At 70.3% G+C, this 24,206-nt stretch carries 21 protein-coding genes; 6 read left to right on the top strand and 15 right to left on the bottom strand.

All coding sequences use genetic code 11. The features are described 5' to 3' along the window. Positions 1-100 precede the first annotated feature (100 nt). On the top strand, positions 101-580 hold the full coding sequence (locus BW982_RS18060) for a hypothetical protein (protein WP_175611005.1): 480 nt from the start codon (positions 101-103) through the stop codon (positions 578-580). A 71-nt stretch (positions 581-651) separates the two neighbouring features. Here the strand turns inward: BW982_RS18060 and ligA are convergent, their stop codons facing one another. From ligA to BW982_RS01225, 3 genes are all read right to left on the bottom strand, one after another. Further along, on the bottom strand, positions 652-3,057 hold the full coding sequence (gene ligA, locus BW982_RS01235; RefSeq protein WP_076490293.1) for an NAD-dependent DNA ligase LigA: 2,406 nt from the start codon (positions 3,055-3,057) through the stop codon (positions 652-654). A 164-nt stretch (positions 3,058-3,221) separates the two neighbouring features. Continuing rightward, the gene (gene mnmA / locus BW982_RS01230; RefSeq protein ID WP_076490292.1) at positions 3,222-4,319 is read right to left on the bottom strand and encodes a tRNA 2-thiouridine(34) synthase MnmA; all 1,098 of its coding nucleotides are present in this window, start codon (positions 4,317-4,319) and stop codon (positions 3,222-3,224) included. Positions 4,320-4,328: 9 nt separating this feature from the next. Continuing rightward, positions 4,329-5,513, bottom strand: a complete 1,185-nt coding sequence (locus BW982_RS01225; protein WP_076490291.1) for a cysteine desulfurase family protein — start codon at positions 5,511-5,513, stop codon at positions 4,329-4,331. 45 nt (positions 5,514-5,558) lie between these two features. Between BW982_RS01225 and glgX the strand changes: the two genes are divergently transcribed. The 3 genes from glgX (at position 5,559) to glgB (ending at position 11,953) form a co-directional block, all read left to right on the top strand. Further along, a complete protein-coding gene (gene glgX, locus BW982_RS01220) occupies positions 5,559-7,649 on the top strand; it encodes a glycogen debranching protein GlgX (protein ID WP_076490290.1) in 2,091 nt (696 codons plus the stop codon). A gap of 201 nt (positions 7,650-7,850) precedes the next feature. Beyond that, positions 7,851-9,818, top strand: a complete 1,968-nt coding sequence (locus BW982_RS01215) for an alpha-1,4-glucan--maltose-1-phosphate maltosyltransferase (RefSeq protein ID WP_076491721.1) — start codon at positions 7,851-7,853, stop codon at positions 9,816-9,818. After that, positions 9,815-11,953 carry a 1,4-alpha-glucan branching protein GlgB gene (gene glgB / locus BW982_RS01210; RefSeq protein WP_076490289.1) on the top strand — a complete coding sequence of 713 codons (2,139 nt, stop codon included), beginning with the start codon at positions 9,815-9,817 and terminating at the stop codon, positions 11,951-11,953. The genes BW982_RS01215 and glgB overlap by 4 nt, the downstream gene beginning before the upstream one ends. Before the next feature lie 52 nt (positions 11,954-12,005). Here glgB and BW982_RS01205 read toward each other — a convergent pair whose 3' ends face one another. Then, positions 12,006-12,953, bottom strand: coding sequence for a tetratricopeptide repeat protein (locus tag BW982_RS01205; protein ID WP_076490288.1), 948 nt, complete (start codon positions 12,951-12,953; stop codon positions 12,006-12,008). Continuing rightward, entirely contained in the window at positions 12,950-14,752 is a 1,803-nt protein-coding gene (locus tag BW982_RS01200) for a DUF8094 domain-containing protein (protein ID WP_175611004.1), read from the bottom strand. The genes BW982_RS01205 and BW982_RS01200 overlap by 4 nt, the downstream gene beginning before the upstream one ends. A 173-nt stretch (positions 14,753-14,925) precedes the next feature. Here BW982_RS01200 and BW982_RS01195 point away from each other — a divergent pair, with 173 nt between their 5' ends. After that, positions 14,926-15,999 carry an AI-2E family transporter gene (locus tag BW982_RS01195; protein ID WP_076490286.1) on the top strand — a complete coding sequence of 358 codons (1,074 nt, stop codon included), beginning with the start codon at positions 14,926-14,928 and terminating at the stop codon, positions 15,997-15,999. A gap of 3 nt (positions 16,000-16,002) precedes the next feature. Here BW982_RS01195 and BW982_RS01190 read toward each other — a convergent pair whose 3' ends face one another. The 9 genes from BW982_RS01190 to rpsB all read right to left on the bottom strand — a co-directional run bounded on the left by BW982_RS01190 (position 16,003) and on the right by rpsB (position 22,723). Next, positions 16,003-16,725, bottom strand: coding sequence for an alpha/beta hydrolase (locus BW982_RS01190; RefSeq protein WP_076490285.1), 723 nt, complete (start codon positions 16,723-16,725; stop codon positions 16,003-16,005). Further along, positions 16,725-17,012, bottom strand: a complete 288-nt coding sequence (locus BW982_RS01185) for a hypothetical protein (RefSeq protein WP_076490284.1) — start codon at positions 17,010-17,012, stop codon at positions 16,725-16,727. The genes BW982_RS01190 and BW982_RS01185 overlap by 1 nt, the downstream gene beginning before the upstream one ends. Positions 17,013-17,019: 7 nt before the next feature. Continuing rightward, the gene (locus tag BW982_RS01180) at positions 17,020-17,730 is read right to left on the bottom strand and encodes an aggregation-promoting factor C-terminal-like domain-containing protein (RefSeq protein ID WP_254845505.1); all 711 of its coding nucleotides are present in this window, start codon (positions 17,728-17,730) and stop codon (positions 17,020-17,022) included. Positions 17,731-17,777: 47 nt separating this feature from the next. Further along, positions 17,778-18,344 (bottom strand): DivIVA domain-containing protein, encoded by a 567-nt coding sequence (locus BW982_RS01175; RefSeq protein WP_076490283.1) that lies wholly within the window; start codon positions 18,342-18,344, stop codon positions 17,778-17,780. Beyond that, on the bottom strand, positions 18,341-19,390 hold the full coding sequence (locus BW982_RS01170) for a phosphatidate cytidylyltransferase (protein WP_076490282.1): 1,050 nt from the start codon (positions 19,388-19,390) through the stop codon (positions 18,341-18,343). Before BW982_RS01170 ends, BW982_RS01175 begins: the two co-directional genes overlap by 4 nt. Positions 19,391-19,393: 3 nt before the next feature. Beyond that, a complete protein-coding gene (gene frr / locus BW982_RS01165; protein WP_076490281.1) occupies positions 19,394-19,948 on the bottom strand; it encodes a ribosome recycling factor in 555 nt (184 codons plus the stop codon). Positions 19,949-20,022: 74 nt separating this feature from the next. Then, positions 20,023-20,742: a UMP kinase gene (gene pyrH / locus BW982_RS01160; protein ID WP_076490280.1), complete on the bottom strand. Its 720-nt coding sequence runs from the start codon at positions 20,740-20,742 to the stop codon at positions 20,023-20,025. Between the two features lie 115 nt (positions 20,743-20,857). Further along, positions 20,858-21,685, bottom strand: coding sequence for a translation elongation factor Ts (gene tsf / locus BW982_RS01155; RefSeq protein WP_076490279.1), 828 nt, complete (start codon positions 21,683-21,685; stop codon positions 20,858-20,860). Between the two features lie 132 nt (positions 21,686-21,817). Beyond that, positions 21,818-22,723 carry a 30S ribosomal protein S2 gene (gene rpsB, locus BW982_RS01150; RefSeq protein WP_076490278.1) on the bottom strand — a complete coding sequence of 302 codons (906 nt, stop codon included), beginning with the start codon at positions 22,721-22,723 and terminating at the stop codon, positions 21,818-21,820. Between the two features lie 316 nt (positions 22,724-23,039). On the opposite strand from rpsB, the gene BW982_RS01145 reads away from it, so the two are divergent. Next, entirely contained in the window at positions 23,040-23,543 is a 504-nt protein-coding gene (locus tag BW982_RS01145; protein WP_076490277.1) for a murein hydrolase activator EnvC family protein, read from the top strand. A 33-nt stretch (positions 23,544-23,576) separates the two neighbouring features. Here the strand turns inward: BW982_RS01145 and BW982_RS01140 are convergent, their stop codons facing one another. Beyond that, positions 23,577-24,197 (bottom strand): DUF3060 domain-containing protein, encoded by a 621-nt coding sequence (locus BW982_RS01140; RefSeq protein WP_076490276.1) that lies wholly within the window; start codon positions 24,195-24,197, stop codon positions 23,577-23,579. Positions 24,198-24,206 lie beyond the last annotated feature (9 nt).

Raw genomic sequence — 24,206 nt, 5'->3', positions numbered from 1 at the left:
CCCCGCAAGGGCAGGCGCCGAGATCCGGCGGAACGCCGACGCCCCGCTACGGTGGCATCGGGGTCGATCCGCGCCCCGATGTGACTCTTGGGGGCATCACATGAAGACCATCCGCGCACCTTTCGCCTTCGGCACCGCCGCCGTCCTGCTGCTTCTCGCCGGCTGCTCCGGCGGCGGTTCGACCTCGGACCAGGGCGATGCCGCCGCGCCGAGCTCGGCCGCATCGAGCACGTCGGAGGCCGCCGCGCCCGCGACCGATCAGTCGAAGGCCGATGCCTGCAAGATCATCATCGACTCGTTCACCGATGTGTCGCAGGCGAGCAGCTCGATGTCGTCGTCCGACCCCGCAGCGGCGATGGCGACGTTCACGGACCTGACCGCGAAGGTGCAGAGCGACTTCGCGGGCATCACGAACGCGGAGATCGCCCCGCTCGCCCAGGATGCGAGCACCGCGCTCAGCAACTACGTCACGTTCCTCGAGCAGATCACGGCGGACCCGAGCAAGGCCAGCGAACTCGGCACCCAGGTGACGGCCCTGCAGAACAGCTTCACCGCCGCCGGCACCGCCTGCCAGGGCTGATCGCCTGCAGAGCGAGCGGGGGTGGGGCGATCAGCGCCCCGCCCCCGCTGCTCGTGGCGCGGCGGTTGCGGTCACGGGGCGTCGGCTGCGGGCGCGGGCTCGAGAGCGTCCGGCCCCTGCTCGACCAGGACGCGGAACTGCGCGGCATCCAGGATCCGGATGCCGAGCTCTTCCGCCTTCGCGAGCTTGGAGCCGGCGCCCGGACCGGCGGCGACGAAGTCGGTCTTCTTCGAGACGCTCGACGCCGCCTTGCCGCCCGCTGCGATGATCGCTTCCTGCGCGCCCTCGCGGGAGTATCCCTCGAGCGATCCCGTCGCGACCACGGTGAGGCCGGACAGGACCCCGCCGGCTGCCGCCGCGGCCCCCGGGCCGGGATGACCGGGGATCGAGAAGCGGACGCCCGCCGCCGCCCAGCGATCGACGATCTCCCGGTGCCAGTCGACCTCGAACCAGTCGATGACCGCGTCGGCGATGATGCCGCCCACGCCCTCGACCGCGGCGAGTTCGTCGCGCGATGCCGCCCGGATGGCATCCAGCGATCCGAACCACTGCGCCAGAGCTCGAGCGGCGACCGGGCCCACGTGGCGGATGTTCAGTGAGACGAGCAGGCGCCAGAGGTCTTTCGACTTCGCCTTCTCGAGTTCGGCGATGAGCTTCAACGCCTGCTCGGACGGCAGGACCTCGCGGTGGTCCTTCCGGATGCCTCGGCGACGGCGTTCAGCGGGATCGAGGTCCTCGGAACCGGGCGGATACGTCGCCGGTCCCAGCTTCTGGAACGGGGCGCGGCGCACCTCGTCGCCCGTCTTCTCATCGACCTTGCGCTCCCCCGTCTCGGCGTCGCGCACGATGACCTCGATCGGGACGAGCTGTTCGACCGTGAGATCGAAGAGCCCGGCCTCGGTGTCGAGCGGTGGCTCGGCGGGGATGTCGGGCTGCGTCAGCGCGGCAGCGGTGACCTCGCCGAGTGCTTCGATGTCGAGCGCGCCCCGCGAACCGATGTGCTCCACCCGCCCTCGCACCTGCGCGGGGCAGGACCGCGCGTTCGGGCAGCGGAGGTCGATGTCGCCCTCTTTCGCGGGGCGCAGCTCGGTCCCGCATTCTGGGCAGTCCTTGGGCATGACGAACGCGCGCTCGGTGCCGTCGCGCAGCTCCACCACGGGCCCGAGCACCTCGGGGATCACGTCACCCGCCTTGCGCAGCACCACCGTGTCGCCGATCAGCACGCCCTTGACCTTGACGACGTCCTGGTTGTGCAGGGTGGCCTGCCGGACCACGCTGCCCGCGACGCGGGCGGGCTCCATGACGGCGAACGGCGTCGCGCGCCCGGTGCGGCCGACCGACACGACGATGTCGAGGAGCTTCGTGTTCACCTGCTCGGGCGGGTACTTGTACGCGATCGCCCACCGCGGGGCGCGGCTGGTGGCACCGAGCTCGTCGTGCAGAGCCAGCTCGTCGATCTTCACGACGACGCCGTCGATCTCGTGCTCGACGTCGTGACGATGCTCGCCGTAGTACGCGACGAAGTCGAGGACCCCGTCGACGCTCGGCTCGACCTTGCTGTACGGAGACGTCGGCAGCCCCCACGACGCCAGCAGGTCGTAGATCTCGCTCTGCGCGGCGACCGGTGGGTCGGGCCACGCCCCGATGCCGTGGACGTACAGCGCGAGCGAGTCGATGCGTGCCAGGCCGGCCTCGAGCTCCAGCCCCGACTTCTTCTCGATCTGCTGGCGCAGTCCGCCGCTCGCGGCGTTGCGCGGGTTGGCGAACGCCGGGAAGCGTCGTGCCGCCGCCTGCTCGGCCTTCTCGAGGTCGAACGCCTTCGCGCCGCCGCGGCGGGTGGCGGCGCGCTCCCGCGCCTCGGCGACGGCGCGCTCCCGGTACTCGCCCTGCAGCCGGTTGAGGTTCTCGAACGCCGCGACCGGGATGAAGACCTCGCCCCGCACCTCGACCAGTGACGGGTGGCCGTCGCCCGAGAGCTGTCGGGGGATGCCGGCGACGCGCAAGGCGTTGTCGGTCACGATCTCGCCCACGCGTCCGTCGCCGCGCGTCGCGGCCGAGGTGAGCACCCCGTCCTCGTAGCGCAGGCTGATCGCCAGACCGTCGATCTTGAGCTCGCTCAGCCAGTTCACCGGCCGCCCGGCGGACGCCTGGGTCTTGACCGCCCAATCGCGCAGTTCCTCGGGCGAGAACACGTTGTCGAGGCTCAGCATCCGCTCGGCGTGCTCGATCGTGACGAGGTCGGTCGCCTCGGCGGCGCCCACCGACAGCGTCGGGCTGTCCTGCCCCTGCAACTCGGGGTACAGCCGCTCGATGGCCTCGAGCCGGTGCATCCAGCCGTCGTAGGTCGCGTCGTCGACGAGCTCGGCATCCCGCCCGTAGTACGCGTCACGCGCCCCGACGATCCGCTCGGTCAGATCGGCCGCTTCGGTGCGCGCTTCGTCGAGGGTGAGGTCGGGAAGCTGGTCGTGCTCGGTCACGGATCCAGCTTAGGCAGGGCCCCCGACATCCCCCGCGGGGTTGCGACGGCGCGCGCCCGGACGGGAGGAGATCACGCGAGGGGAGGACGGATGCCGGGGCCTCGGTCCTCCCCAGCCCGAATCCCCTCCGCTCCGCGACGCCGAAGGTGCCGACAGAAAGCGGCTCAGGCCTCGACGGGTACGGCCGACACCGTGCGCGCGATCGTGAACTGGCCGATCACGCGCGTCCCGTCGTAGAGCACCGCCGTCTGCCCGGGGGCGACACCGTCGAAGGGGTCGTCGGGGCGCACGGTGAGCACGCCGTCCTCGAGCGTCGCGATCGCGGGCACCGGCTCGGCGTGCGCGCGGATCTGGGCGTGGCAGGCGAAGGTCGTGTCCGCCGGCGCGCGTCCGGCCCACGTGAAGCGGTCGCCCGAGATCTCGGCGCACGCCAGTGCTTCCTTGGGTCCCACGACCACGGTGTTGTTCACGGGCCGCACCTCGAGCACGAAGCGCGGCTTGCCGTCGGACGCGGGCACGCCGAGCTGCAGTCCGCGTCGCTGGCCGACGGTGAAGGCGTGGGCACCCTCGTGCCGTCCCACGACCGCGCCGGACCGATCGAGGATGTCGCCGGTCTCGGCACCGACGCGCTCGGCGAGCCAGCCGCGCGTGTCACCGTCGGGGATGAAACAGATGTCGTGGCTGTCGGGCTTCTGCGCGACCGACAGCCCGCGCTCTTCGGCCTCGGCACGGACGACGGCCTTGGACGGCGTGGAGCCCAGCGGGAAGTAGGTGTGCGCGAGCTGCGCCTCGGTCAGCACGCCCAGGACGTACGACTGGTCTTTCGCGGCGTCCGAGGCCCGGTGCAGCTCGCGTCCGTCGGGCGTGTCGATCAGCGTGGCGTAGTGGCCGGTGCACACGGCGTCGAAGCCGAGCTCGATGGCGCGCTCGAGGAGGGCGGCGAACTTGATCTTCTCGTTGCAGCGCATGCAGGGGTTGGGGGTGCGACCGGCGCGGTACTCGGACACGAAGTCCTCGATGACGTCGTCGCGGAACCGCTCCGAGAAATCCCACACGTAGAACGGGATGCCGAGCTTGTCCGCGGCGCGTCGCGCGTCCATGGCGTCCTCGATCGTGCAGCAGCCGCGGCTTCCGGCACGGAGCGTTCCGCCCGCGCGTGACAGGGCCAGGTGCACGCCGACCACGTCGTGCCCCGCCTCGACAGCGCGCGCCGCCGCCACTGCGGAGTCGACGCCACCGCTCATCGCCGCCAGAACTCGCATCGTCCCAGTCTACGAACCACCCGCTGAACGGGCGCCGGATGCCACGGCCCGCTCGTACGCGGACGGCAGGGCCGCCAGCACGGCATCCACGTCGTCGTCGGTGGAGGTGCGTCCGAGCGTCATCCGCAGGACCGAGCGTGCGGCGCGGTCGTCGAGTCCGAGGGCGAGCACGACGTGGGACGGTTCCGCCACACCCGCCTGGCACGCCGAGCCGGTGGACACCGAGATCCCCGCCATGTCGAGCAGGAACAGCAGCGTCTCCCCCGCCGCCCCGGGGAAGAGCACGTGCGCGTTGCCGGGGAGTCTGTCCTCCGGATCGCCGAGCAGGCGCGCGGTCGGGACCGCCGCGAGGATGCCGCGCACGAGACGTCGGCGCAGCCCTTCGAGCCGCGCGGTCTCGCGGTCGCGCTCGATCTCGGCCGCGACCGCGGCGGCGGCGAACGCGGCGGCCCCGGCCGCGTCCTGCGTGCCGGCGCGCAGGCCCCGCTGCTGACCGCCCCCGTGCTGCAGCGCCGTCAGGCGGGCGTGTCGTGAGATCACCGCCGCGCCGACGCCGACGGGACCGCCGACCTTGTGCGCCGAGACGGACAGCGCGACCAGACCGCCGGGATCGTTCCCGGATCCGCGCCAGTCCGCGAAGTCGACCGCGATCTGGCCGAGCGCCGACACCGCGTCCAGGTGCAGCGGCACGCCGGTCTCCGCGGCCGCGCGCGCGAGGCACGCGGCATCCTGCACGGTGCCGACCTCGTTGTTGGCCACCAGGGCGGTCGCGAGGGCGGCGCCGGGGAGGGCCGCGGCGAAATCCGGGACGGGGATCCGACCGAGCGGGTTCACCCCCACCGGACGGACACGGGCGTGCTCCGCCCGCGCCAGCCAGGCCACGGTGTCGAGCGTCGCGTGGTGCTCGCCGTCGGGCAGGACGACCGTGTCGGCCGAATCCTCCCGCGACCACCACAGACCCTTGAGCGCGAGATTGATCGCCTCGGTGCCGCCGGACGTGAGCACGACCTCGATGGGCTGGCATCCGAGGACCTCCGCCACCCGCTCGCGCGCGTCTTCGAGCAGTCGCCGCGCCGCCTGCCCCGCGCCGTGGATGGACGACGGGTTGCCCAGCACCTCGTGGGCGGCCAGCCACGCGTCGCGTGCCTCCGGTCGCAGCGGGGTGGTCGCGGCGTGGTCGAGATAGACCGACATGCACCCTCCCGCTTCCCGTCCGTGTCCTTCACTACCCTAGGACGCATGGTCCCACCCGAAGCGGCCCTGTCGCCCCGCCCTGCGCTCCTCGCTCCGTCTCTCGACGACCTCGGCGTGCGGCTCGGCGCCGACGGCGGGACACTGCGGGTCTGGTCCGGCAACGCCGACAGCATGCACCTGGTCGTGTTCGACGACGTCGACCTCGACTGGGCCGTCGAGACCGTCCCGATGACCGCCGTCGGGGGCGGGGTGTTCGAGGCCGCGAGCCCGCTGCTGCGCCCCGGGGCGCGCTACGCCGTGCGGGCCGGCGGCCCGCACGGCCCCGGCAACACCTTCAACCCCGAGACGCTGCTCCTCGACCCTTACGCGCGGGGTCTGGTGTCGGGCGGCTACGGCGACTGGCGCGGTGTCGTCGTGGACGGCGGGTTCGACTGGGGAGGGGTGGCCAAGCCCCGCGTCCCGATGGATCGGACCGTCATCTACGAGGGGCACGTGAAGGGCCTCAGCAAGCGGCATCCACTCGTGCCTCCCGCCCTGCACGGCACCTACGCGGGCCTGGCGCACCCCGCGATGATCGACCACTTCCTGTCCCTCGGCATCACGAGCGTCGAGTTGCTCCCGGTGCACGCGTTCGCGACCGAGCCGCGCCTGCTGCAGCTGGGGCTGACGAACTACTGGGGCTACAACTCGCTGAACTTCTTCTCGCCGCACGCCGCCTACGCCACCGCGGCGAGTCGCGCCGAGGGCCCGGAGGCGGTGCTGCGCGAGTTCAAGGGCATGGTACGGCTGCTGCACGAGGCGGGCCTGGAGGTCCTCCTCGACGTCGTGTACAACCACACCGCGGAGGAGGGCCTCGGCGGCCCGCGGACGAGCCTCCGCGGACTCGACAACCGCGGCTACTACCGGCAGACCGACGAGGGCGCCTACATCGACGAGACCGGATGCGGGAACGCCGTGAACACGTCGACGGATGCCGCGGCCCGGCTCGTCCTGGACTCGCTGCGCTACTGGGCCGACGACGTGCAGATCGACGGCTTCCGGTTCGACCTCGCCGTCACCCTGGGCCGCGACGAGAACCATTCGTTCGATCCGGATCATCCGCTGCTCCGCGCGATCCGCGACGACGAGGTGCTGGCGGGGACCAAGCTCATCGCCGAGCCGTGGGACGTCGGCATGGGCGGCTGGCAGACCGGCAACTTCGGCGAAGGCTGGCACGAGTGGAACGACCGGTATCGCGACCGCGTGCGCAACTTCTGGTTGAGCGACGTCGACTACGCCCGACGTGCGAGCACGGCGCCCGTGGGGATCGGGGGCTTCGCGACGCGGCTGGCAGGGTCGTCGAACACGTTCTCGGAAGAGCGCGGACCGCTCGCGAGCGTCAACTTCGTCACGGCCCACGACGGCTTCACGCTGCGCGACCTCGTCTCGTACGACGTCAAGCACAACCTCGGGAACGGCGAGCAGAACCGTGACGGGGCCGACACGAACCGCTCGTACAACCATGGCGCGGAGGGCAAGACCGACGACGCGCGCATCCTCGCCACCCGTCGCAAGGCGATGCGCAACCTCCTCGGCACGCTGCTGCTGTCGGCGGGCGTGCCGATGATCACCGCCGGCGACGAGATGGGGCGCACGCAGCGCGGCAACAACAACGCGTACTGCCACGACTCGCCGCTGACGTGGCTGTCGTGGGACCTCGCCCCCTGGCAGCAGGAGCTCTTCGCGCACACGCAACGCCTCTTGGCCCTGCGCCGGGAGAACCCCGCTCTGCGCCCGGTGCGTTTCGCCCGCCTCGGCGAGCGGATCCCCTCCGCGTCGCTCATGGACTGGTTCGACGAGCACGGCGAGACGATGTCCAGCGACCGGTGGACCGATCCCTCCCACCGCACGCTGCAGTACCTCGCGACGTCGACACCCGAGAACGAAGAGCTCAATCGCATCCTGCTCGTCGTGCACGGCAACGAGAGCCCCGTCGAGGTGACCCTGCCGGTCCTGGCCGAGGAAGTGGAATACGTCTCTCTGTGGTCGAGCGCCGATGAGGCGCCCGCGGAGGACACTCCGCGCCTCGCGCCGGGCGAGGTCGTGCCGTTCGTCGGCACGTCGATGCGGCTGTTCCGCGTGGAGTCCGTGGACTGAGTCGCCCACGACGGACGGCATCGGTCTGTCAAGACCCGGGGCAAGGCCTGGGGGAACCTCGTCGGCCCACGGTAGGTTCGGACCGTGGCCACCACGACGACGACCCCCACGCCCGCTCACCACTGGCGCAGCGCCGCCTCGATCCCCGTTCGCCCCCTCAAACCGACACCCGCGAAGGGCGTGGTGACGCCGCGCATCCCGCTGGCGCTCCCCCATCCGCATGTGCCGGGGGGCCGGTTCCGCCCCTCGGCCTACGTCGGCGAGGCGGTGCCGTTCACCGTCACCGCGTTCCGCGAGGGGCACGACCGCATCGGTGTCCACGTCCGGCTCTTCTCCCCGTCAGGGGACGAATCGCTGCACCGGCTGTCGCCGCTGAACGACGGGTTCGACCGTTGGTCCACCCTCATCGCCCCGCTCGAGCAGGGGGTGTGGCGGTTCCGTTTCGAGGCCTTCGCCGACGAGTTCGCCACCTGGGAGCACGCCGCCGAGGTGAAGATCGCGGCCGGCGTCGACTCCGCGCTCATGCGCGAGATGGGGGCCCAGCTGTTCGATCGGGCCCGGGGCGAGAAGAAGCGTCCCGGCAGCGACAAAGACCTGCTCTACACCGCGGCCCGCACACTGCGCGACCCCGATACGCACGACGACATCGCGCTGCAGGTCGTGCGCGACCCCGCGATCGCGGCACTCTTCGCGCTGCGGCCGGTCATGGCGCTGGCATCGGCGGGCAAGGATGCCGAGCTGCTGGTCGAGCGCGAACGCGCCGGCGTGGGCGCGTGGTACGAGTTCTTCCCGCGTTCCGAGGGCGCCACCCGCGCCGAGGACGGATCCGTGATCAGCGGCACCTTCCGTACGGCCGTGGATCGCCTGCCCGGCGTCGCCGCGATGGGATTCGACGTCCTGTACCTCCCGCCGATCCATCCGATCGGTGAGCAGAACCGCAAGGGGCCCAACAACACTCTCGTGACGTCCCCCGGCGATCCGGGCTCGCCCTGGGCGATCGGTGGTCCGGCCGGCGGGCACGATGCCGTCCACCCCGACCTCGGCACGCTGGAGGACTTCCGCGCCTTCGTCGACGCCGCGCGCGGCAACGGCATCGAGGTCGCCCTCGACCTCGCGCTGCAGGCGTCGCCGGATCACCCGTGGGTCGCCGAGCACCCCGAGTGGTTCACGACCCTCCCCGACGGTTCGATCGCGTACGCCGAGAACCCGCCGAAGAAGTACCAGGACATCTACCCCGTCAACTTCGACAACGACCCGGATGGCATCCGCGCCGAGGTCCTGCGTATCGTGCGGCACTGGATCGCCCAGGGCGTGCGCATCTTCCGCGTCGACAACCCCCACACCAAGCCGCTGCAGTTCTGGGAGTGGCTGATCGCCACGGTGAGCGCCGAAGAGCCCGACGCGGTGTTCCTCGCCGAGGCGTTCACGCGACCCGCGCCGCTGCAGGGACTCGCGATGGCCGGCTTCCAACAGAGCTACACGTACTTCACGTGGCGGAACACCAAGGAGGAGCTCGAGGAGTTCTTCGACGGGTTGGCGCACGAGACCGCCGATTTCCTGCGACCCAACCTGTTCGTGAACACCCCCGACATCCTCACCGAGTACCTGCAGTTCGGCGGGCGACCGGCGTACAAGATCCGTGCCGCGCTGGCGGCGACCGCCGCGCCGACCTACGGCGTCTACGCGGGTTACGAGCTGTACGAGAACGTCGCGCGGCCGGGCTCCGAGGAGAACATCGACAACGAGAAGTACGAGTACAAGTTCCGTGACTGGGCCGGCGCCGAGTCGGCGGGCGACTCCCTCGCTCCGTATCTGCGTCGCCTCAACGGCATCCGTCGCGACCACCCGGCCCTGCGCCAGTTGCGCAACCTTCACGTCCAGTGGAGCGATGACGACGCGATCCTCGTCTACGCGAAGCACCTCGACGCGGCCCTGTCGCCCACGGGTGTGTCCGACACCGTCGTCGTCGTCGCGAACGTCGACCCGCACTCGACGCGCGAGACGACGGTGCACCTCGACACGACCCTGTGGGGCGTCGAACCCGGCACCCCGTACGAGGTCGAAGACCTCATCACCGGTGCGGTCTGGACCTGGGCCGATCACAACTTCGTGCGCCTGGACGCATTCGACGAACCCGTGCACATCCTGCACGTGAAGGAGTCACGATGACCGCTCTCCCTCCCGAACTCCTGGATGCCGTGGCCCACGGCGCCCACCACGATCCGCACAGCATCCTCGGCGCGCACGAGACGGCGGACGGCTGGGTCATCCGCACCCGTCGGCCGCTGGCGCGCGAGGTCGTGGCCGAGCTCGCGGACGGGGCGACCGTCGAACTCTCGCACTCGCGCGCGGGCATCTGGGAAGGCGTGCACACCGACGCGCCCGGTGCGTATCGCGTGCGCGCCACCTACGACGACGGCACGGACCACGTCGCGGACGATCCCTACCGGCATCTTCCCGCGGTCGGGGAGCTCGACCTCCATCTCATCTCGGAGGGGCGCCACGAGGAGCTGTGGCGCGTGCTCGGCGCGCACGTCCGGGAGCTGGACGGTTCGAGCGGCACGGCGTTCACGGTGTGGGCACCCGATGCCCGCGCGGTTCGCGTGATCGGCGACTTCAACGGGTGGGACGGCGCCGGCAGCGCGCTGCGCTCGATGGGGGGCAGCGGCGTCTGGGAGCTCTTCGTCCCCGAGGTCGGTGTCGGCGCACGCTACAAGTTCGAGATCCTCACGCGTTCGGGTGCGTGGATCCAGAAGGCCGACCCGATGGCGCGGCTCGCCGAGGTCCCGCCCGCGACGGCATCGGTCGTGACGGCATCCACCTACCGGTGGGCCGACGACGCGTGGATCACGGAGAGGTCGCGGACGGCTCCCATCGACCGGCCCATGTCGATCTACGAGCTCCACCTCGGTTCGTGGCGTCCGGGACTGTCGTACCGCGACGCCGCCGACGCGATCATCGACTACGTCGGCGCGCAGGGTTTCACGCACGTGGAGTTCCTGCCTCTCGCCGAGCATCCGTTCGGCGGATCGTGGGGATACCAGGTCTCGGGTTACTACGCCCCGACGAGCCGGTTCGGCGATCCCGACGACCTCCGCTACCTGATCGACCGTCTGCACCAGGCCGGTCTCGGCGTGATCATGGACTGGGTCCCCGGGCACTTCCCCAAGGACGAGTTCGCCCTCGCCCGGTTCGACGGCGAGCCGCTCTACGAGCACCCCGACCCGCGGCGCGGCGAGCACAAGGACTGGGGAACGCTGATCTTCGACTACGGCCGCAACGAGGTGCGCAACTTCCTCGTCGCGAACGCGCTGTACTGGTTCGAGGAGTTCCACGTCGACGGGCTCCGTGTGGATGCCGTGGCCTCCATGCTCTACCTGGACTACTCCCGCAACGACGGCGAGTGGGCACCGAACCAGTTCGGCGGACGGGAGAACCTCGAGGCCATCCGGTTCCTCCAGGAGGTCAACGCCACCGCGTACAAGAGGTACCCCGGCATCGCGATGATCGCCGAGGAATCGACGAGCTTCCCCGGCGTCACGGCGCCCACGGCGCACGCCGGGCTCGGCTTCGGTTTCAAGTGGAACATGGGCTGGATGAACGACTCGCTCCAGTACATCTCTCGCGACCCGATGTACCGCTCGCACCACGAGGGCGAGCTGTCGTTCTCGTTCGTCTACGCGTTCAGCGAGAACTTCATCCTGCCCATCAGTCACGACGAGGTCGTCCACGGGAAGGGCAGTCTCTTCGGCCGGATGCCGGGCGACCACTGGCAGAAACTCGCCAACATGCGCGCGTTCCTGGCGTACATGTGGGGACACCCCGGCAAGCAGCTCCTGTTCATGGGCCAGGAGTTCGGCCAGATGTCCGAGTGGTCCGAATCGCGTTCCCTCGACTGGTGGATGCTGGACCAGCCCTCGCACGCGCAGCTGCACGCGTTCGTCGCCGAGCTCAACAGCGTCTACAAGGATCAGGCTGCCCTGTGGTCCCGCGATCACGATGGTGCCGCGTTCTCGCGACTGGGCGCGCCCGCCTGGAACCCGAACGTGCTCGCGTTCGCGCGGCGCGACCACCACGGCAATACCGTGGCCGTGGTGTGCAACTTCTCGGGCGTTCCGCTGAGCGACTTCCCCCTCGACCTGCCCGAGGCGGGCACGTGGACCGAGGTGCTCAACAGCGACGCCGAGGCGTTCGGTGGATCGGGCCAGGGCAACCTCGGCTCGGTCACCACCGACGCCCGCGGCAGTGCCGTGCTGACGCTCCCCCCGCTCGGCGTGCTCTGGTTGCATCACCGCGCCGGCTGAGCCCGCGAACGAGGAACGGCCCCGTCAGAAGACGGGGCCGTTCCTCATGGGATCAGAAGAGCAGGGATGCCAGTCGCGAACGCGCGCGGATGACGCGCGCGTCCTCGTCGCCGATGAGCCCGAAGTGCTCCAGGAGGCGCTCGCGTACGGGCGCGCGCTCGTCGGCGGGCAGCGCCGCGAACAGGTCGAGCAGACGCGCGAAGGCGTCGTCGACGTGTCCGCCGGCGATGTCGAGGTCGGCGACGACGAACTGCGCCTCGACGTCCGTCGGGGCCGCAGCGGCCGCGGCGCGGGCCGCCTGAAGATCGACACCCTGGACGCGGTCGAGAAGACGCACCTGGCCGAGACCGGCGCGGGCGTCGGCGTCGCGGGGGTTCTCGGCGAGGGCCTGTTCGTACGCCGAGATGGCCCGAGGGTAGTCGCCCTCTTCGATGGCGGCGAACGCTTCCGCGTGCAGGGGCGGGAGGGGCTGTTCCTCCGGCTCGGCGGAACCGGCTTCGGCGCCGTCGACCGGCACGGTGCCGGTCACGCCGTGCTGTGCCGCGAGTTGCAGGAGCTGGCCGAAGACCTCGCGGACCTGCTGCTCCGGTACGGCGCCGGTGAACAGCGGTACGGGCTGTCCGGCGACGAGCGCCACGACCATCGGGATCGACTGGGCCCGGAAGCCCTGCGCCAGCTGCGGATTGGCGTCGACGTCGACCTTCGCGAGCACGACCTTGCCGGCGAGTTCCGCGACGACCTTCTCGAGGATCGGGCTGAGCTGCTTGCAGGGAGCGCACCACTCGGCCCACAGGTCGACGACCACCGGCACCGTGCGCGACAGCTCGAGGACCTGTCCGAACGAGGCATCCGTGACGTCGAACACGAGCGAGGGAGCCGCACCCGCCGCGGCGGCCGCAGCCGAACCGTCGGTGGGCGCTGCGGGAGGCTGGGGACGGTTGCGCAGCGACGACAGGTCGACGGCGCCGCGGAGGACGGAACCGGGGGTGGGAGTGCTCACGGAGACACCTTCGCTTCGAGGAGGCTGGAACGGTAGCCCAGCAGTCGGATCTTGTCGCTGGAACCCTGACTGGGCACGTAGAAGAAGATCTGGTCGGTGTAGGTGGTGGTGAACCCGGTCGCCGACTGGTCGACGCCGGTCAGGGCCTTCACCGCGGGGTTGTTGTCGAGCTTGATCACGGCATCCTTGTTCGTCGGTTTCGCCGTGTCGCTCTCGTAGACGTTGACCGCGACGATCGCGCCCGTGTCGAGCGTGGCGAGGGCGATCGGCCCGGCCGCGCCCGCGGTCGCCGAGAAGCTGATCTCCGCCGTGCCCTGACCTGTCTGGTTGAGCTCGTCGGTGCGGTTCTTCTTGTTCTCTTCGATCGCGGGGAGCAGCAGGTCGTTGGCCGTGTCGAACGCGGCCCATGACGTGCTGTTCTGCCCGTTGTTGATCAGGTCGGCGTAGGCGGTCGCCACCTGGTCGGGCTGCATGACCAGGAACGAGGAGTCCGGCGGGACCTGCGTCGCGCCGACGTAGGGAGCCGCGAGCTCGGGGAGATTGGTGGATGCCTCGAGGTTCCCGATGTACGACACGCGGTACTGCGACCACGGGTCGGCCTGCGTCATCATCATGATCGAGGTCGTCGGTGACGTGGCATCCGCGGACTCGACCACCGTCATCACCGTGCGCGGCCACGTGCCCGTCGTCTGCGGGAGGGTGATCTGCACGGGTTCGGCGGGGATGGCCGGAAGCGCGGGGCGATCGGGCAGCGCCGCGCGCAGGGTGTAGTTGGTCTTCCGCTCGGCCAGCGCCGGACCGGTCAGTCGTGTCTCGGCGGCCGTCGCGTCGAGAGCCGAGTCCGCCTGGGCCACCGTCGTCGCGATCCGCGACACGATCTTCGCGGCTTGATTCTCGGTGACCGCGGGCGGGAACTGCCCCTCGGGGACGATCACCGTCGGCGTCGGGCTCGGGCTGTCGCTCGCGGTGAACTGCGGCCAGGCGTCGGCGGAGCACCCGGCGAAGAGCGCTGCCGAGATCCCCAGGGCGGGCACCGCGATCAGGGCACGTCGCCCGGGTCCGAGCGCACCGCGACCACGACGCGACGGGGAGGAGCTGATGACGCCCTTGTCGGCCGCGTCGGCGTCGGCGATCGAGATCGGCTCGGTGACGGGCAGCGGCAGCCCCTTGCGTCGCGGACGGCGCGAGCGGCGCACATGACGGATGCCGAGCAGGTACAGCACGATGCCGGCCATGAGAGCGACAGCTCCCCCGGCGATCAGCGGACCGGCCCAGGGGGTGGAGTTGTCGATCGGCCAGGTCACCGAGATGTCGGAGGGAGCGGGGGCCGTGCCGTCACTGGCGACGAGCACGCTCATGTCGGCCGGGAGCTGCAGGGTCGTACTGAGGGACCCCGTCTGCTGATACTCGTCGAGCCACAGGTCTGATCCCACGGGCGTGCGCGCGGTGGTCGTCTCGGCTGCCGGCGCAGAGACCGACGCCGGCACGACCGCCGTCTGCACGGCATTCTCCTGGCCGAGGGTGACCGCGGTGTACGGGACGTCGGCGAGCCACGCCTGCATGTCGGACGTTCGCCCGTACGAGACGAACACCTCACCGTCTCCGGCGACGCGGAGCGCCTGAGCACCGGGGAGGCTGCCGAGGACAGAGCCGTCGATCAGGGTGTAGGCCGTCGACCCGTCGGTCTGGATCGATTCCGTCGCCTCCGAAGGTCCCTGGAAGACGGTGCGCTGGGCGATGCCCGCGCCGATCATGGCGGCGGCGATGACGAACGCCACCACGGCCCAGACGAATCTCACGCTACACACCATCCCCACCGGCGACTCGGGCGGCCACCGAAGAATCGACGTTTCAGACTAGCCGAGCCCGGCTGAAAGTTCGCGGCGAGGTGCGGCGGTCTGGACGAAGCGCCCCCGCTCAGTATCCTTTCGACACGGGCATGCTCGCCCGGCGGAGGCAGGAGTCGATCAGGATGAAGATCCACAATCCTTTCCGGGTCGCGATCCTCGCGACCCTCGGCGTCGGCGTCGGGCTCCTGGTGATCGTGAGCATCCAGAACCTGTCGACGATCCTCCTGTACGTGGGGACGGCGCTGTTCCTCTCTCTGGGCCTCGACCCGGTGGTCTCGTTCCTCGAGCGGCGCGGACTGCCGCGCTGGGCAGCCGTCCTCCTGACGATCCTCGGGGTCCTCGGCGTCTTCGCCGGCATCATCTTCATGGTCGTCCCGATCATCGTGAGTCAGATCACGCAGTTGATCGCACAGATCGAGGGTCTGCTGCAGCCGGGCAAGTGGAACGAGATCGTCACCGGCGTCGAGGAATGGGCCACGGCCAACTTCCCCTGGCTGCGCCTGGACGAAGTGTGGGCGGGCATCCAGCACTGGTTCTCGACGCTCGACGTCGGATCCATCTCGACCATGGTGGGCAACAGCCTGCTCACCATCGGCGGTGCCGTCGCCGCCGGCCTCGGCGGCGCGTTCATCGTCCTCATCCTGACGATCTACTTCACGGCCTCCACGCCGTCGCTGAAGTCCGCGGTCTACCAGCTCGTCCCGGCATCCAAGCGTGCCCGCTTCATCGAGTTGTCCGAGAAGATCACCGACTCCGTCGGCTACTACGTCATGGGTCAGGTCAGCCTCGGTGTCATCAACGGCATCCTGAGCGCGATCTTCCTCTCGATCATCGCCGCGCCCTTCCCCGCGGTGCTCGCCGTGATCGCATTCTTCTTCTCACTGATCCCGCTGGTCGGAACGCTCACCGGATCGACGATCATCGTGCTGACCTGCCTCATCCCCGGTCTCGGCTCGCCCACGACGGCGATCATCGCCGCGATCTACTACCTGATCTACATGCAGATCGAGGCGTACGTGATCTCACCGCGCATCATGAACCGCGCCGTGTCCGTGCCCGGGTCGGTCGTGGTCATCTCGGCGCTGGCCGGCGGCGCGTTGCTGAACCTGCTGGGTGCGCTGATCGCGATCCCCGTCGCCGCGAGCATCCTCATCATCTACCGCGAGGTCATCATCCCGCGCCAGAACGAGCGCTGAGCCTCAGCCGGCGACGGGACCGTCCCACTCCACCGGCAGCGGCAGGGCGTCGGGGTTCACCGCCGCGACGATCTCGGTGAGCACACGACGCGTCTGCGTCTCACCGACCCACAGGTGCTTACCGCCCTCGACCGCGATGAGGTGCGCGTGGGGAACGGACGCGAAACGCTCCCGTGCCTCGTCGGGGCGCAGGTAGTCGTCGAACTCCGGCACCAGGACCACCATCCGGCGCTCGTCGCCCGCCCAGGCGGCAACCTCGTCCGCCGCCGCGCGGTGCAACGGCGGCGAGAGCAGGATGACGCCCTCGATGTCGTGGTCGCGGCCGTACTTCAGCGCGAGCTCCGTCCCGAACGACCAACCGACCAGCCACGGGCGCGGGAGGCCGCGCTCGCGCACGAAGTCCATCGCCGCCGCCACGTCGAAAACCTCCGACGCTCCCCCGTCGAACGTCCCCGCACTCGTCCCCCGCGGTGAAGTGGTGCCGCGGGTGTTGAAGCGGAGGACCGCGAGATCGGCGAGGGCCGGCAGCCGCCCCGCCGCCTTGCGCAGGATGTGGGAGTCCATGAACCCACCCGCCGTCGGGAGCGGATGCAGCGTCACGAGGGTGGCCACGGGCTCGCGTCCCTCGGGGAGCGCCAGTTCGCCGACCAGAGTCAGATCGTCGACGGTGGTCAGTTCGACATCCTCGCGGCGGGCGGGGAGCAGCACGGGTCCGCGTATCTCCATCAGGCGATCCTCCAACAGGGCGTGTGCCAGTGACGACGAGCGGCGAGATCCGCCGAGTCGCCCAGGACTCCATCGGCGCGCCACACCACGACGTGGGCGACACCCACCTCGACGGTGCGCCCGCATCCGGGGCAGACATAGGTCTTCTGCGCCTGCGGCGCCGAGATCGGTTGGACGGTCCACTCGACACCGCGCTTGACCTCGACGCGCTTCCAGCCGGCGATCAGACGATCGAGCGAGACGTCGGCGCGGTCGCTGGACGGACGCCGCTTCCGGGAACGGGGCACGTTCCCGTCACCACCAGTGGTTGCTGGTCCAGAACGCGTACGCGCCGGCCCAGCTGCCGTACCGGCCGACGGCGTAGCCGGTGGCCCACCGCAGGTTGTCGACCGGGTCGTATCCGTTGCCGGGCACCTTGCTGCACGGCAACGCCTGAACCAGTCCGCAGGCGCCGGACGAGCGGTTCGTCGCGTTCGGGTTCCAGCCGCTCTCGCGGCTGACGATGTAGTCGACGTAGCCCATGTCGTCGCCGGAGATGCCCGCGGCGGCCATCCACTCGGCCGGTGCGCCACCGCCGGTGTAGAACAGCGGACCCGCACTGCTCGAGGCGTTCGACCCGGAGGAAGACGATTCTTTCGTGGGCGTCGGGGTCGGGGTGGGCTTGGGCGTGACGTAGACGTTGTAACTCGACCGGTCGAGGGTCGGCGTCTGCTTCTCTCCCCCGGTGGAGACCTGCTGCGCGTCGTCGAGCCCTTCGGCGTACAGCGTCACCGTCCGCGGTTCTTCGGCCTGAGCGCGGAGCATCGCGCCGCCCATCGGACCGACGTAGGCGCCGGTGAACGCGAGGGCGGCGCAGGCGGCGAACACCGCGACGACACCGCGACGCCGGGACCAGTGCGGCCCGCGGCGGCCCGACGGAGCCGGATGCACCACGTCCGCTGGAGCGTGGGCGCGTCGGGCCACGCGCCGCGAGGACGTACGCGTGAGATCGGATCCGGAAGTCACAGTGCGTCCGATTCTACCGATCGGTTCGGTCGACGGCTACGCGAGGCTCAGCCGACCGCGAGCATGACCTCGACGACGGCGTCGAGCACCGCGTCGACCTGCGTCTCGCGGTACCCCCCGCGCTGCGTGCGGAACGCGACCGAACGGACCTGTTCCGCCGTGATCGCGTCGCCCGTCGCGAGGTAGCGCGCGATGCGGTCGGCGACGATGTCGACCTCGTGGACGCTGTAGCCGTAGTGAAGGAAACCGACCCGGTCGAAGCGCTTTCCGCGCGGTCGTGCAAGGCGGTCCAGGACGACCTGCGCGGTGTCGCGCGTCTCGGCCACCCAGGCACGAGCGCCGAGACGAGAGAGGGCGTACTCGCGCTCACGGGCGGCGAAGGCGTCCTCGACGCGTCCGAGCGCGGCATCCACCGGTCCGATGGCGTAACCGCCGCGCACGAGCGGGAAGGATGCCGAACGCACCTCGGCGGAGCGGAGGGCGCCGGGCTCGTCCGCCTCGAAGGCTTCCCGCGCCTTCTCGAGGAAGGCGTCGACGGCCCGCTTCTCGTATCCCCGCTTGCGGCGCGGAGCGTCGGGGAACGGGGCCGAGCGGTCGGTGCGGGTATCTGTCATGACGCTCCCAGGGGCGCGAGGAGGTAGTACATCGCCAGCGCTGCCGTGGCGGACGGCAGGATCGAGTCCAGGCGATCGAGCACGCCGCCGTGGCCCGGCAGCCACGAACTCATGTCCTTGATGCCGAGATCGCGCTTGAGCATCGACTCACCGAGGTCGCCCACGGTCGCCGTGGCGAGAACGACGGCCCCGAAGATGAGGCCGGTCCACCACGGGACCTGCAGCATGAACACGGCGAGCAGGACTCCGGCCGCGAGGGCGGCGACGCACGCACCGGCGAAACCCTCCCAGGTCTTCTTCGGGCTGATCCGCGGGGCCATCGGATGCCGCCCGCCTCGGCCGAAGGTCAGACCCGAGACGTAGGCGCCGGTGTCGGCCACGACCGCGAGCACCAGGAAGGCCAGGACCCACCACTCCCCACCGTCCTCGGCGAGCAGGACCATCGCCATGCTGGTGAGGAACGGCACGTACATCTGCACGAAGGCCGCGACGAGGACATCGGCGAGGACCTCGGTCCGCGCGCGTCCGTCATGCGCGTGGAGCTGCGCGGTGAGGCGCCAGACGACGACGAACGCGACGGCCACGAGCGCGGCCACCCAGTGCAGCCACAGACCCGCCAGGAAACCGCTGGCCAGCAGGAGGACGCCCGCCACCAGCTGGGGGACGACGTCGACGCGACGCCCCGCCACCTGCAGGGCGCGCGAGAACTCCAGCACCGCCAGCACCATGGCGCCGAGCGCGAAGAACGCGAAGAGCCATTTGACGAAGATCAGCGAAGCGATGACGACGACGCCGATCGCCACACCGATGAGGCTGGCCACGATCAGATCGCGTCCGGTGCGCTGCTTGATACGTTCGTTGGCCTGGTCGAACTCCGCCCGGGCATGGGCGATGTGCTGCTCGGCATCCGTCCGCATGGCGCGCAACTGCGACTCGATCGCGGTCACCGTCTCACCGGTGTTCGCTGCGCGCCGCGCCGGGTCGCTCCTCCGTCCGGAGGGCGGCTCGGCGGGCGCCGTCACGTCGTCGTCGGGGGCCTGGGGCATGGGTCAGACCTCGAGCAGCTCGGCCTCTTTGCGCTTGAGCGCCTCGTCGATCGCGTCGACGTGCGCTCGGGTCACACCGTCGAGCTCCTTCTCGGCGCGGACGAGCTCGTCTTCTCCGACGTCGCTCTTGAGCGCATCCAGGTCGTCCTTGGCCTTGCGGCGGAGGTTGCGCACCTGGACCTTCGCGTCCTCGCCCTTGCCGCGCACGATCTTGACGTACTCCTTGCGGCGATCCTCGGTCAGCTCGGGCATCGTGACGCGCACGATGTTGCCGTCGTTCGTCGGGTTGACGCCGAGGTTCGGCATGTCGCGGATCGCCTGCTCGATGGCCTTGAGCGCGGACTTGTCGTAGGGGTTCACCACGAGGGTGCGCGCCTCGGGGTTGTTCAGCGAAGCGAGCTGCGCGAGGGGCGTCGGAGAGCCGTAGTAGTCGACCAGGACCTTCTGGAACATCTGGGGGTTCGCGCGTCCGGTGCGGACGGTCGCGAAGTCCTCCTTCGCGGCCTCCACGGCGCGATCCATGCGCGCTCCGGCATCGGCGAGGACATCGGCGATCACGGTGACTCCATTCGTTGGAACTGGCTTCCCAGTCTAGTCGCGCGCGGGCCCGGGACCCGGGCCCGCGCCGCGCGTCACGAAGTGACGAGCGTACCGATGGTCTCGCCGAGAAGGGCTCGGGTGACGTTGCCCGCGGGCTCCATGCCGAACACCCGCATGTCCATGCCGTTGTCCATGCACAGGCTGAACGCCGTCGAGTCCACGACCTTGAGGCCCTTCTGCAGGGCGTCGTTGTAGGTGAGGTGGTCGAGCTTCGTGGCTGTCGCGTCCACGCGGGGATCGGCGGTGTAGACGCCGTCGACGCCGTTCTTGGCGACCAGCACCTCGGACGCACCGATCTCGAGGGCACGCTGCGCGGCGACGGTGTCGGTGGAGAAGTACGGCAGGCCGGCGCCGGCGCCGAAGATGACGACGCGGCCCTTCTCCATGTGCCGCTGCGCGCGACGCGGGATGTAGGGCTCCGCGACCTGCGTCATCGAGATCGCGGACTGCACGCGCGTGGCGGCTCCGGCCTGCTCGAGGAAGTCCTGCAGCGCGAGCGCGTTCATCACGGTGCCGAGCATGCCCATGTAGTCGGCGCGGCCACGGTCCATGCCGCGCTGGCTGAGCTCCGCGCCGCGGAAGAAGTTGCCACCGCCGACGACGATCGCGATCTCCACGCGATCCACCGCCTCGGCGATCTCTCGAGCGATCTGGCTGACGACGTCGGGGTTGACCCCGAGCTGTCCCCCGCCGAAGGCCTCACCGGACAGTTTGAGCAGAACGCGGCGGCGCCGGGTCGCTTCATCGATCACGTGTCATGTCCTCTCGTCTGGTTCAAACTATCTCCCCCGCGGACGCGACCGATACGCCACGCGCGCAGGGAAAAGGCCCGGGATGCCATGGCATCCCGGGCCTCGTCATCGGTGCTTACGCGCCGACCTTGAAGCGGGCGAAGTCGGTCAGGGTGAGACCGGCGTCGGACGCGACCTTCGCGACGGACAGCTTGTTGTCCTTCGCGTAGTCCTGGTCGAGGAGCGCGACCTGCTTGAAGAACGCGTTCACGCGACCCTCTACGATCTTCGGGAGCGCGGCCTCGGGCTTGCCCTCGTTGCGGGAGATCTCGGTGACGATCTCGCGCTCCTTCTCGACGTCGGCCTCGGGCACGGCGTCACGGGTGAGGTACGACGGGTTGGCGAACGAGATGTGCTGCGCGATGGAGCGCGCCGTCTCCGCGTCGTCGCCGGTGTAGGCGAGGACGACGCCGACCTGCGGCGGGAGGTCCTTGCTGGTCTTGTGCAGGTAGACCTCGAACTTGTCGCCGCGGATGGTGCGGACGCGACGCAGCTCGACCTTCTCGCCGATGATGGCGGCCTCGTCCGAGATGAGCTGCTCGACGGTCTGACCGTCGGCGTCGGCGGCGAGGGCGGCCTCGACCGAGTCGGCACCGGCGGCGGCGGCCGCGGTGACGACCTTGTCGGCCAGCGCGATGAAGCGGTCGTTCTTCGCCACGAAGTCGGTCTCGCAGGCGAGCTCGAGCAGCGTCACGGCGCCCGCGGACTCGCGAGCGGTGACCAGGCCCTCGCTCGTGGAGCGGTCGGCGCGCTTCGCGTTGCCCTTCGCGCCCTTGAGGCGCAGGATCTCGACGGCCTTCTCGACGTCGCCGTCGGCCTCTTCGAGCGCCTTCTTGGTGTCGACCATGCCGGTGCCGAGCTGCTCGCGCAGGGCCTTGATGTCGGCGATCGTGAAGTTTGCCATGGTGTGGCGTCTCCTTGTCGTTGTGCGTTCTGATGTGAGACCGGCGGGGCCGTGCGCACCCCGAGGGATGCGGTCACGACCCCGCCGGATCGTAGCCTGTGCGGGTGACGCCGCGGTGTCGCGGCGGCGCGCTTACTTGCTGTCGGTGGCCTCGGCCTCGGCGACCTCAGCGGTCTCCTCGCCCGAAGCGGCGGCGACGGCCTCGTCGTGAGCCTCGGCGCCGGCGGCGTCGTCAGCGGACTCGGTCGCCGCCTCGACGGCCTCGGCACCGGTCTCGGCGGGGGTCTCGAGCAGCTCGCGCTCCCACTCGGCGAGGGGCTCGGCGGCCTCGTCCTCACCGGCGGGCTGGTGACGCTGGATCAGACCCTCGGCGGCGGCGTCGGCGATGATGCGCGTGAGCAGGCTCACGGAACGGATCGCGTCGTCGTTGCCGGGGATCGGGTACTGGAACTCGTCGGGGTCGGCGTTGGTGTCGAGGATGCCGATCACGGGGATGCCGAGCTTCTTGGCCTCGTCGATGGCGAGGTGCTCGCGCTTGGCGTCGACGACCCAGATCGCGGAGGGCGTCTTCTGCAGGTTGCGGATACCGCCCAGCGACTTGTGCAGCTTGTCGAGCTCGCGCTTCTTGAGCAGCAGCTCCTTCTTGGTGAAGCCGCTCTCGGCCGGGTTCTCGTAGTCGAGCTCCTCGAGCTCCTTCATGCGAGCGAGGCGCTTGGAGACGGTCGAGAAGTTGGTGAGGAGGCCACCGAGCCAGCGCTGGTTGACGTAGGGCTGGCCCACACGCGTCGCCTGCTCGGCGAGGACTTCCTGCGCCTGCTTCTTGGTGCCGACGAAGAGGATGGTGCCGCCGTGCGCGACGGTCTCCTTGACGAACTCGTACGCCTTGTCGATGTACGACAGCGACTGCTGGAGGTCGATGATGTGGATGCCGGAGCGCTCGGTCAGGATGAAGCGCTTGACCTTCGGGTTCCACCGGCGGGTCTGGTGTCCGAAGTGAACGCCGCTGTCGAGCAGCTGGCGGATGGTGACGACGGCCATGGTCGTACTCCTGTTCTGCGGCGCTCTCGCGCCATGGTTGTGGTTGTTCCGCGCCGGTCGAGTGACCGGCGAGCCTGGTGCCCGGCGCACACCCGCCTTCCGCCGGAGCGGAGGACCATGGGGTGTGGATGCCGCGCGGTGCGCTGATCCGAGGACCAGTGCGGTGCGCTGTGGGCACGCGGAGTCATCCCGATACACGGGATGCGGTCTCCAGCATACAGGACGGCTCCTCCCCACGCCGTCCGGTACGCGCTTCCCCCACCGAACGTGCGATGCCACACACGGTCCCGTCGTCCCGGCGGGCACGCTCGTCGCCATGAGGAGTCGTTTCGTCGCCGGTCTTTCCCTGCTGATCATGGTCGCGGTGGCCCTGACACCCGCCCCGACCGCGACCGCCGCCGGAGCCGACCCGCTCGCGGGGCGTGACTGGCTGTGGCCTGTGACCGTCGTGCACGTGGTGCGTCCGTTCGTGGCTCCGGCGAGCCCGTACGCCCCCGGGCACCGCGGCCTCGATCTCGGCGATGTCGAGCGCGTGCGCTCTCCCGCCGACGGACGGGTGGCGTTCGCGGGCGCCGTCGCGGGGCGCCCCGTCGTCACCATCGACCACGGGGACGGGCTCGTCACCACCTTCGAGCCGGTCACGACCGAACTCGACGTGGGCGCGGGCGTCATCCGCGGCGACCCGGTCGGCGATGTCGCGCTCGGCGGGCACGTCGGCGCGGGTGCGCTGCACTTCGGCGTGCGGTGGAACGGCGAGTACGTCAACCCGCTGCGGCTGCTGGGCGGGGTGCCGCGCGCGATCCTCCTGCCGTGCTGCTGAGCCGCGGTCTCACCTGACCGACGGCGGAGGGGGTCAGCCGACGCTGTTGCCGCGCCCGTCGATGGTGCTGTCGCCGATACCCCCGCGCGCCGTGATCACACTGTCCTGCCCGCGCACGATGACCGAACCGAGCGACCATTCGACGGCGACCGCCGCACGATCGCCGCTGAGGTCGAGGCGACCGAGGGTGCCCGCGACGGTGAGCGACGTGTCGTTCCCCTGCACGGTGGCGTCGTCGACCGCCGAGGCCGTGACGCGGATGCGATCCCCCGACATGGTCAACGCGCCGATCGTGGCGGCGCTCGCGTCGACGGTGAGGGCCGATCCCGAGACGGAGAGCTGCGCGCACGTCCCCTCCACGCGGACCGATCGCTCGGAGCCGTTCACCGTCGCGGAGCCTCCCTCGCCGCACGCGGTGACCGACGCGTCCCCCGGTGCGACGGATGCGGTCGCCCCCGGGGAAGGGCTCGTGGGCGATTCGTCGGTCGACGCGCCGTTCGACGTCGGACTCGCGCTCGGGACGGCGGATGTTCCGGATGCCGCCGGCGGCAGGCGGGTCACCACCGGTTGTGCCGCGAGACCGCAGCCGACGAGCAGCGTCAGGGAGAGGACAACCCCTCCCGTCGCCCAGACGAGTCGAGCACGATGCACCACGCCTCCACG

It is taken from the genome of Microbacterium sp. RURRCA19A (assembly GCF_900156455.1).
Lineage (GTDB): Bacteria > Actinomycetota > Actinomycetes > Actinomycetales > Microbacteriaceae > Microbacterium.
This window is presented reverse-complemented; position numbering and strand designations above follow the sequence as displayed.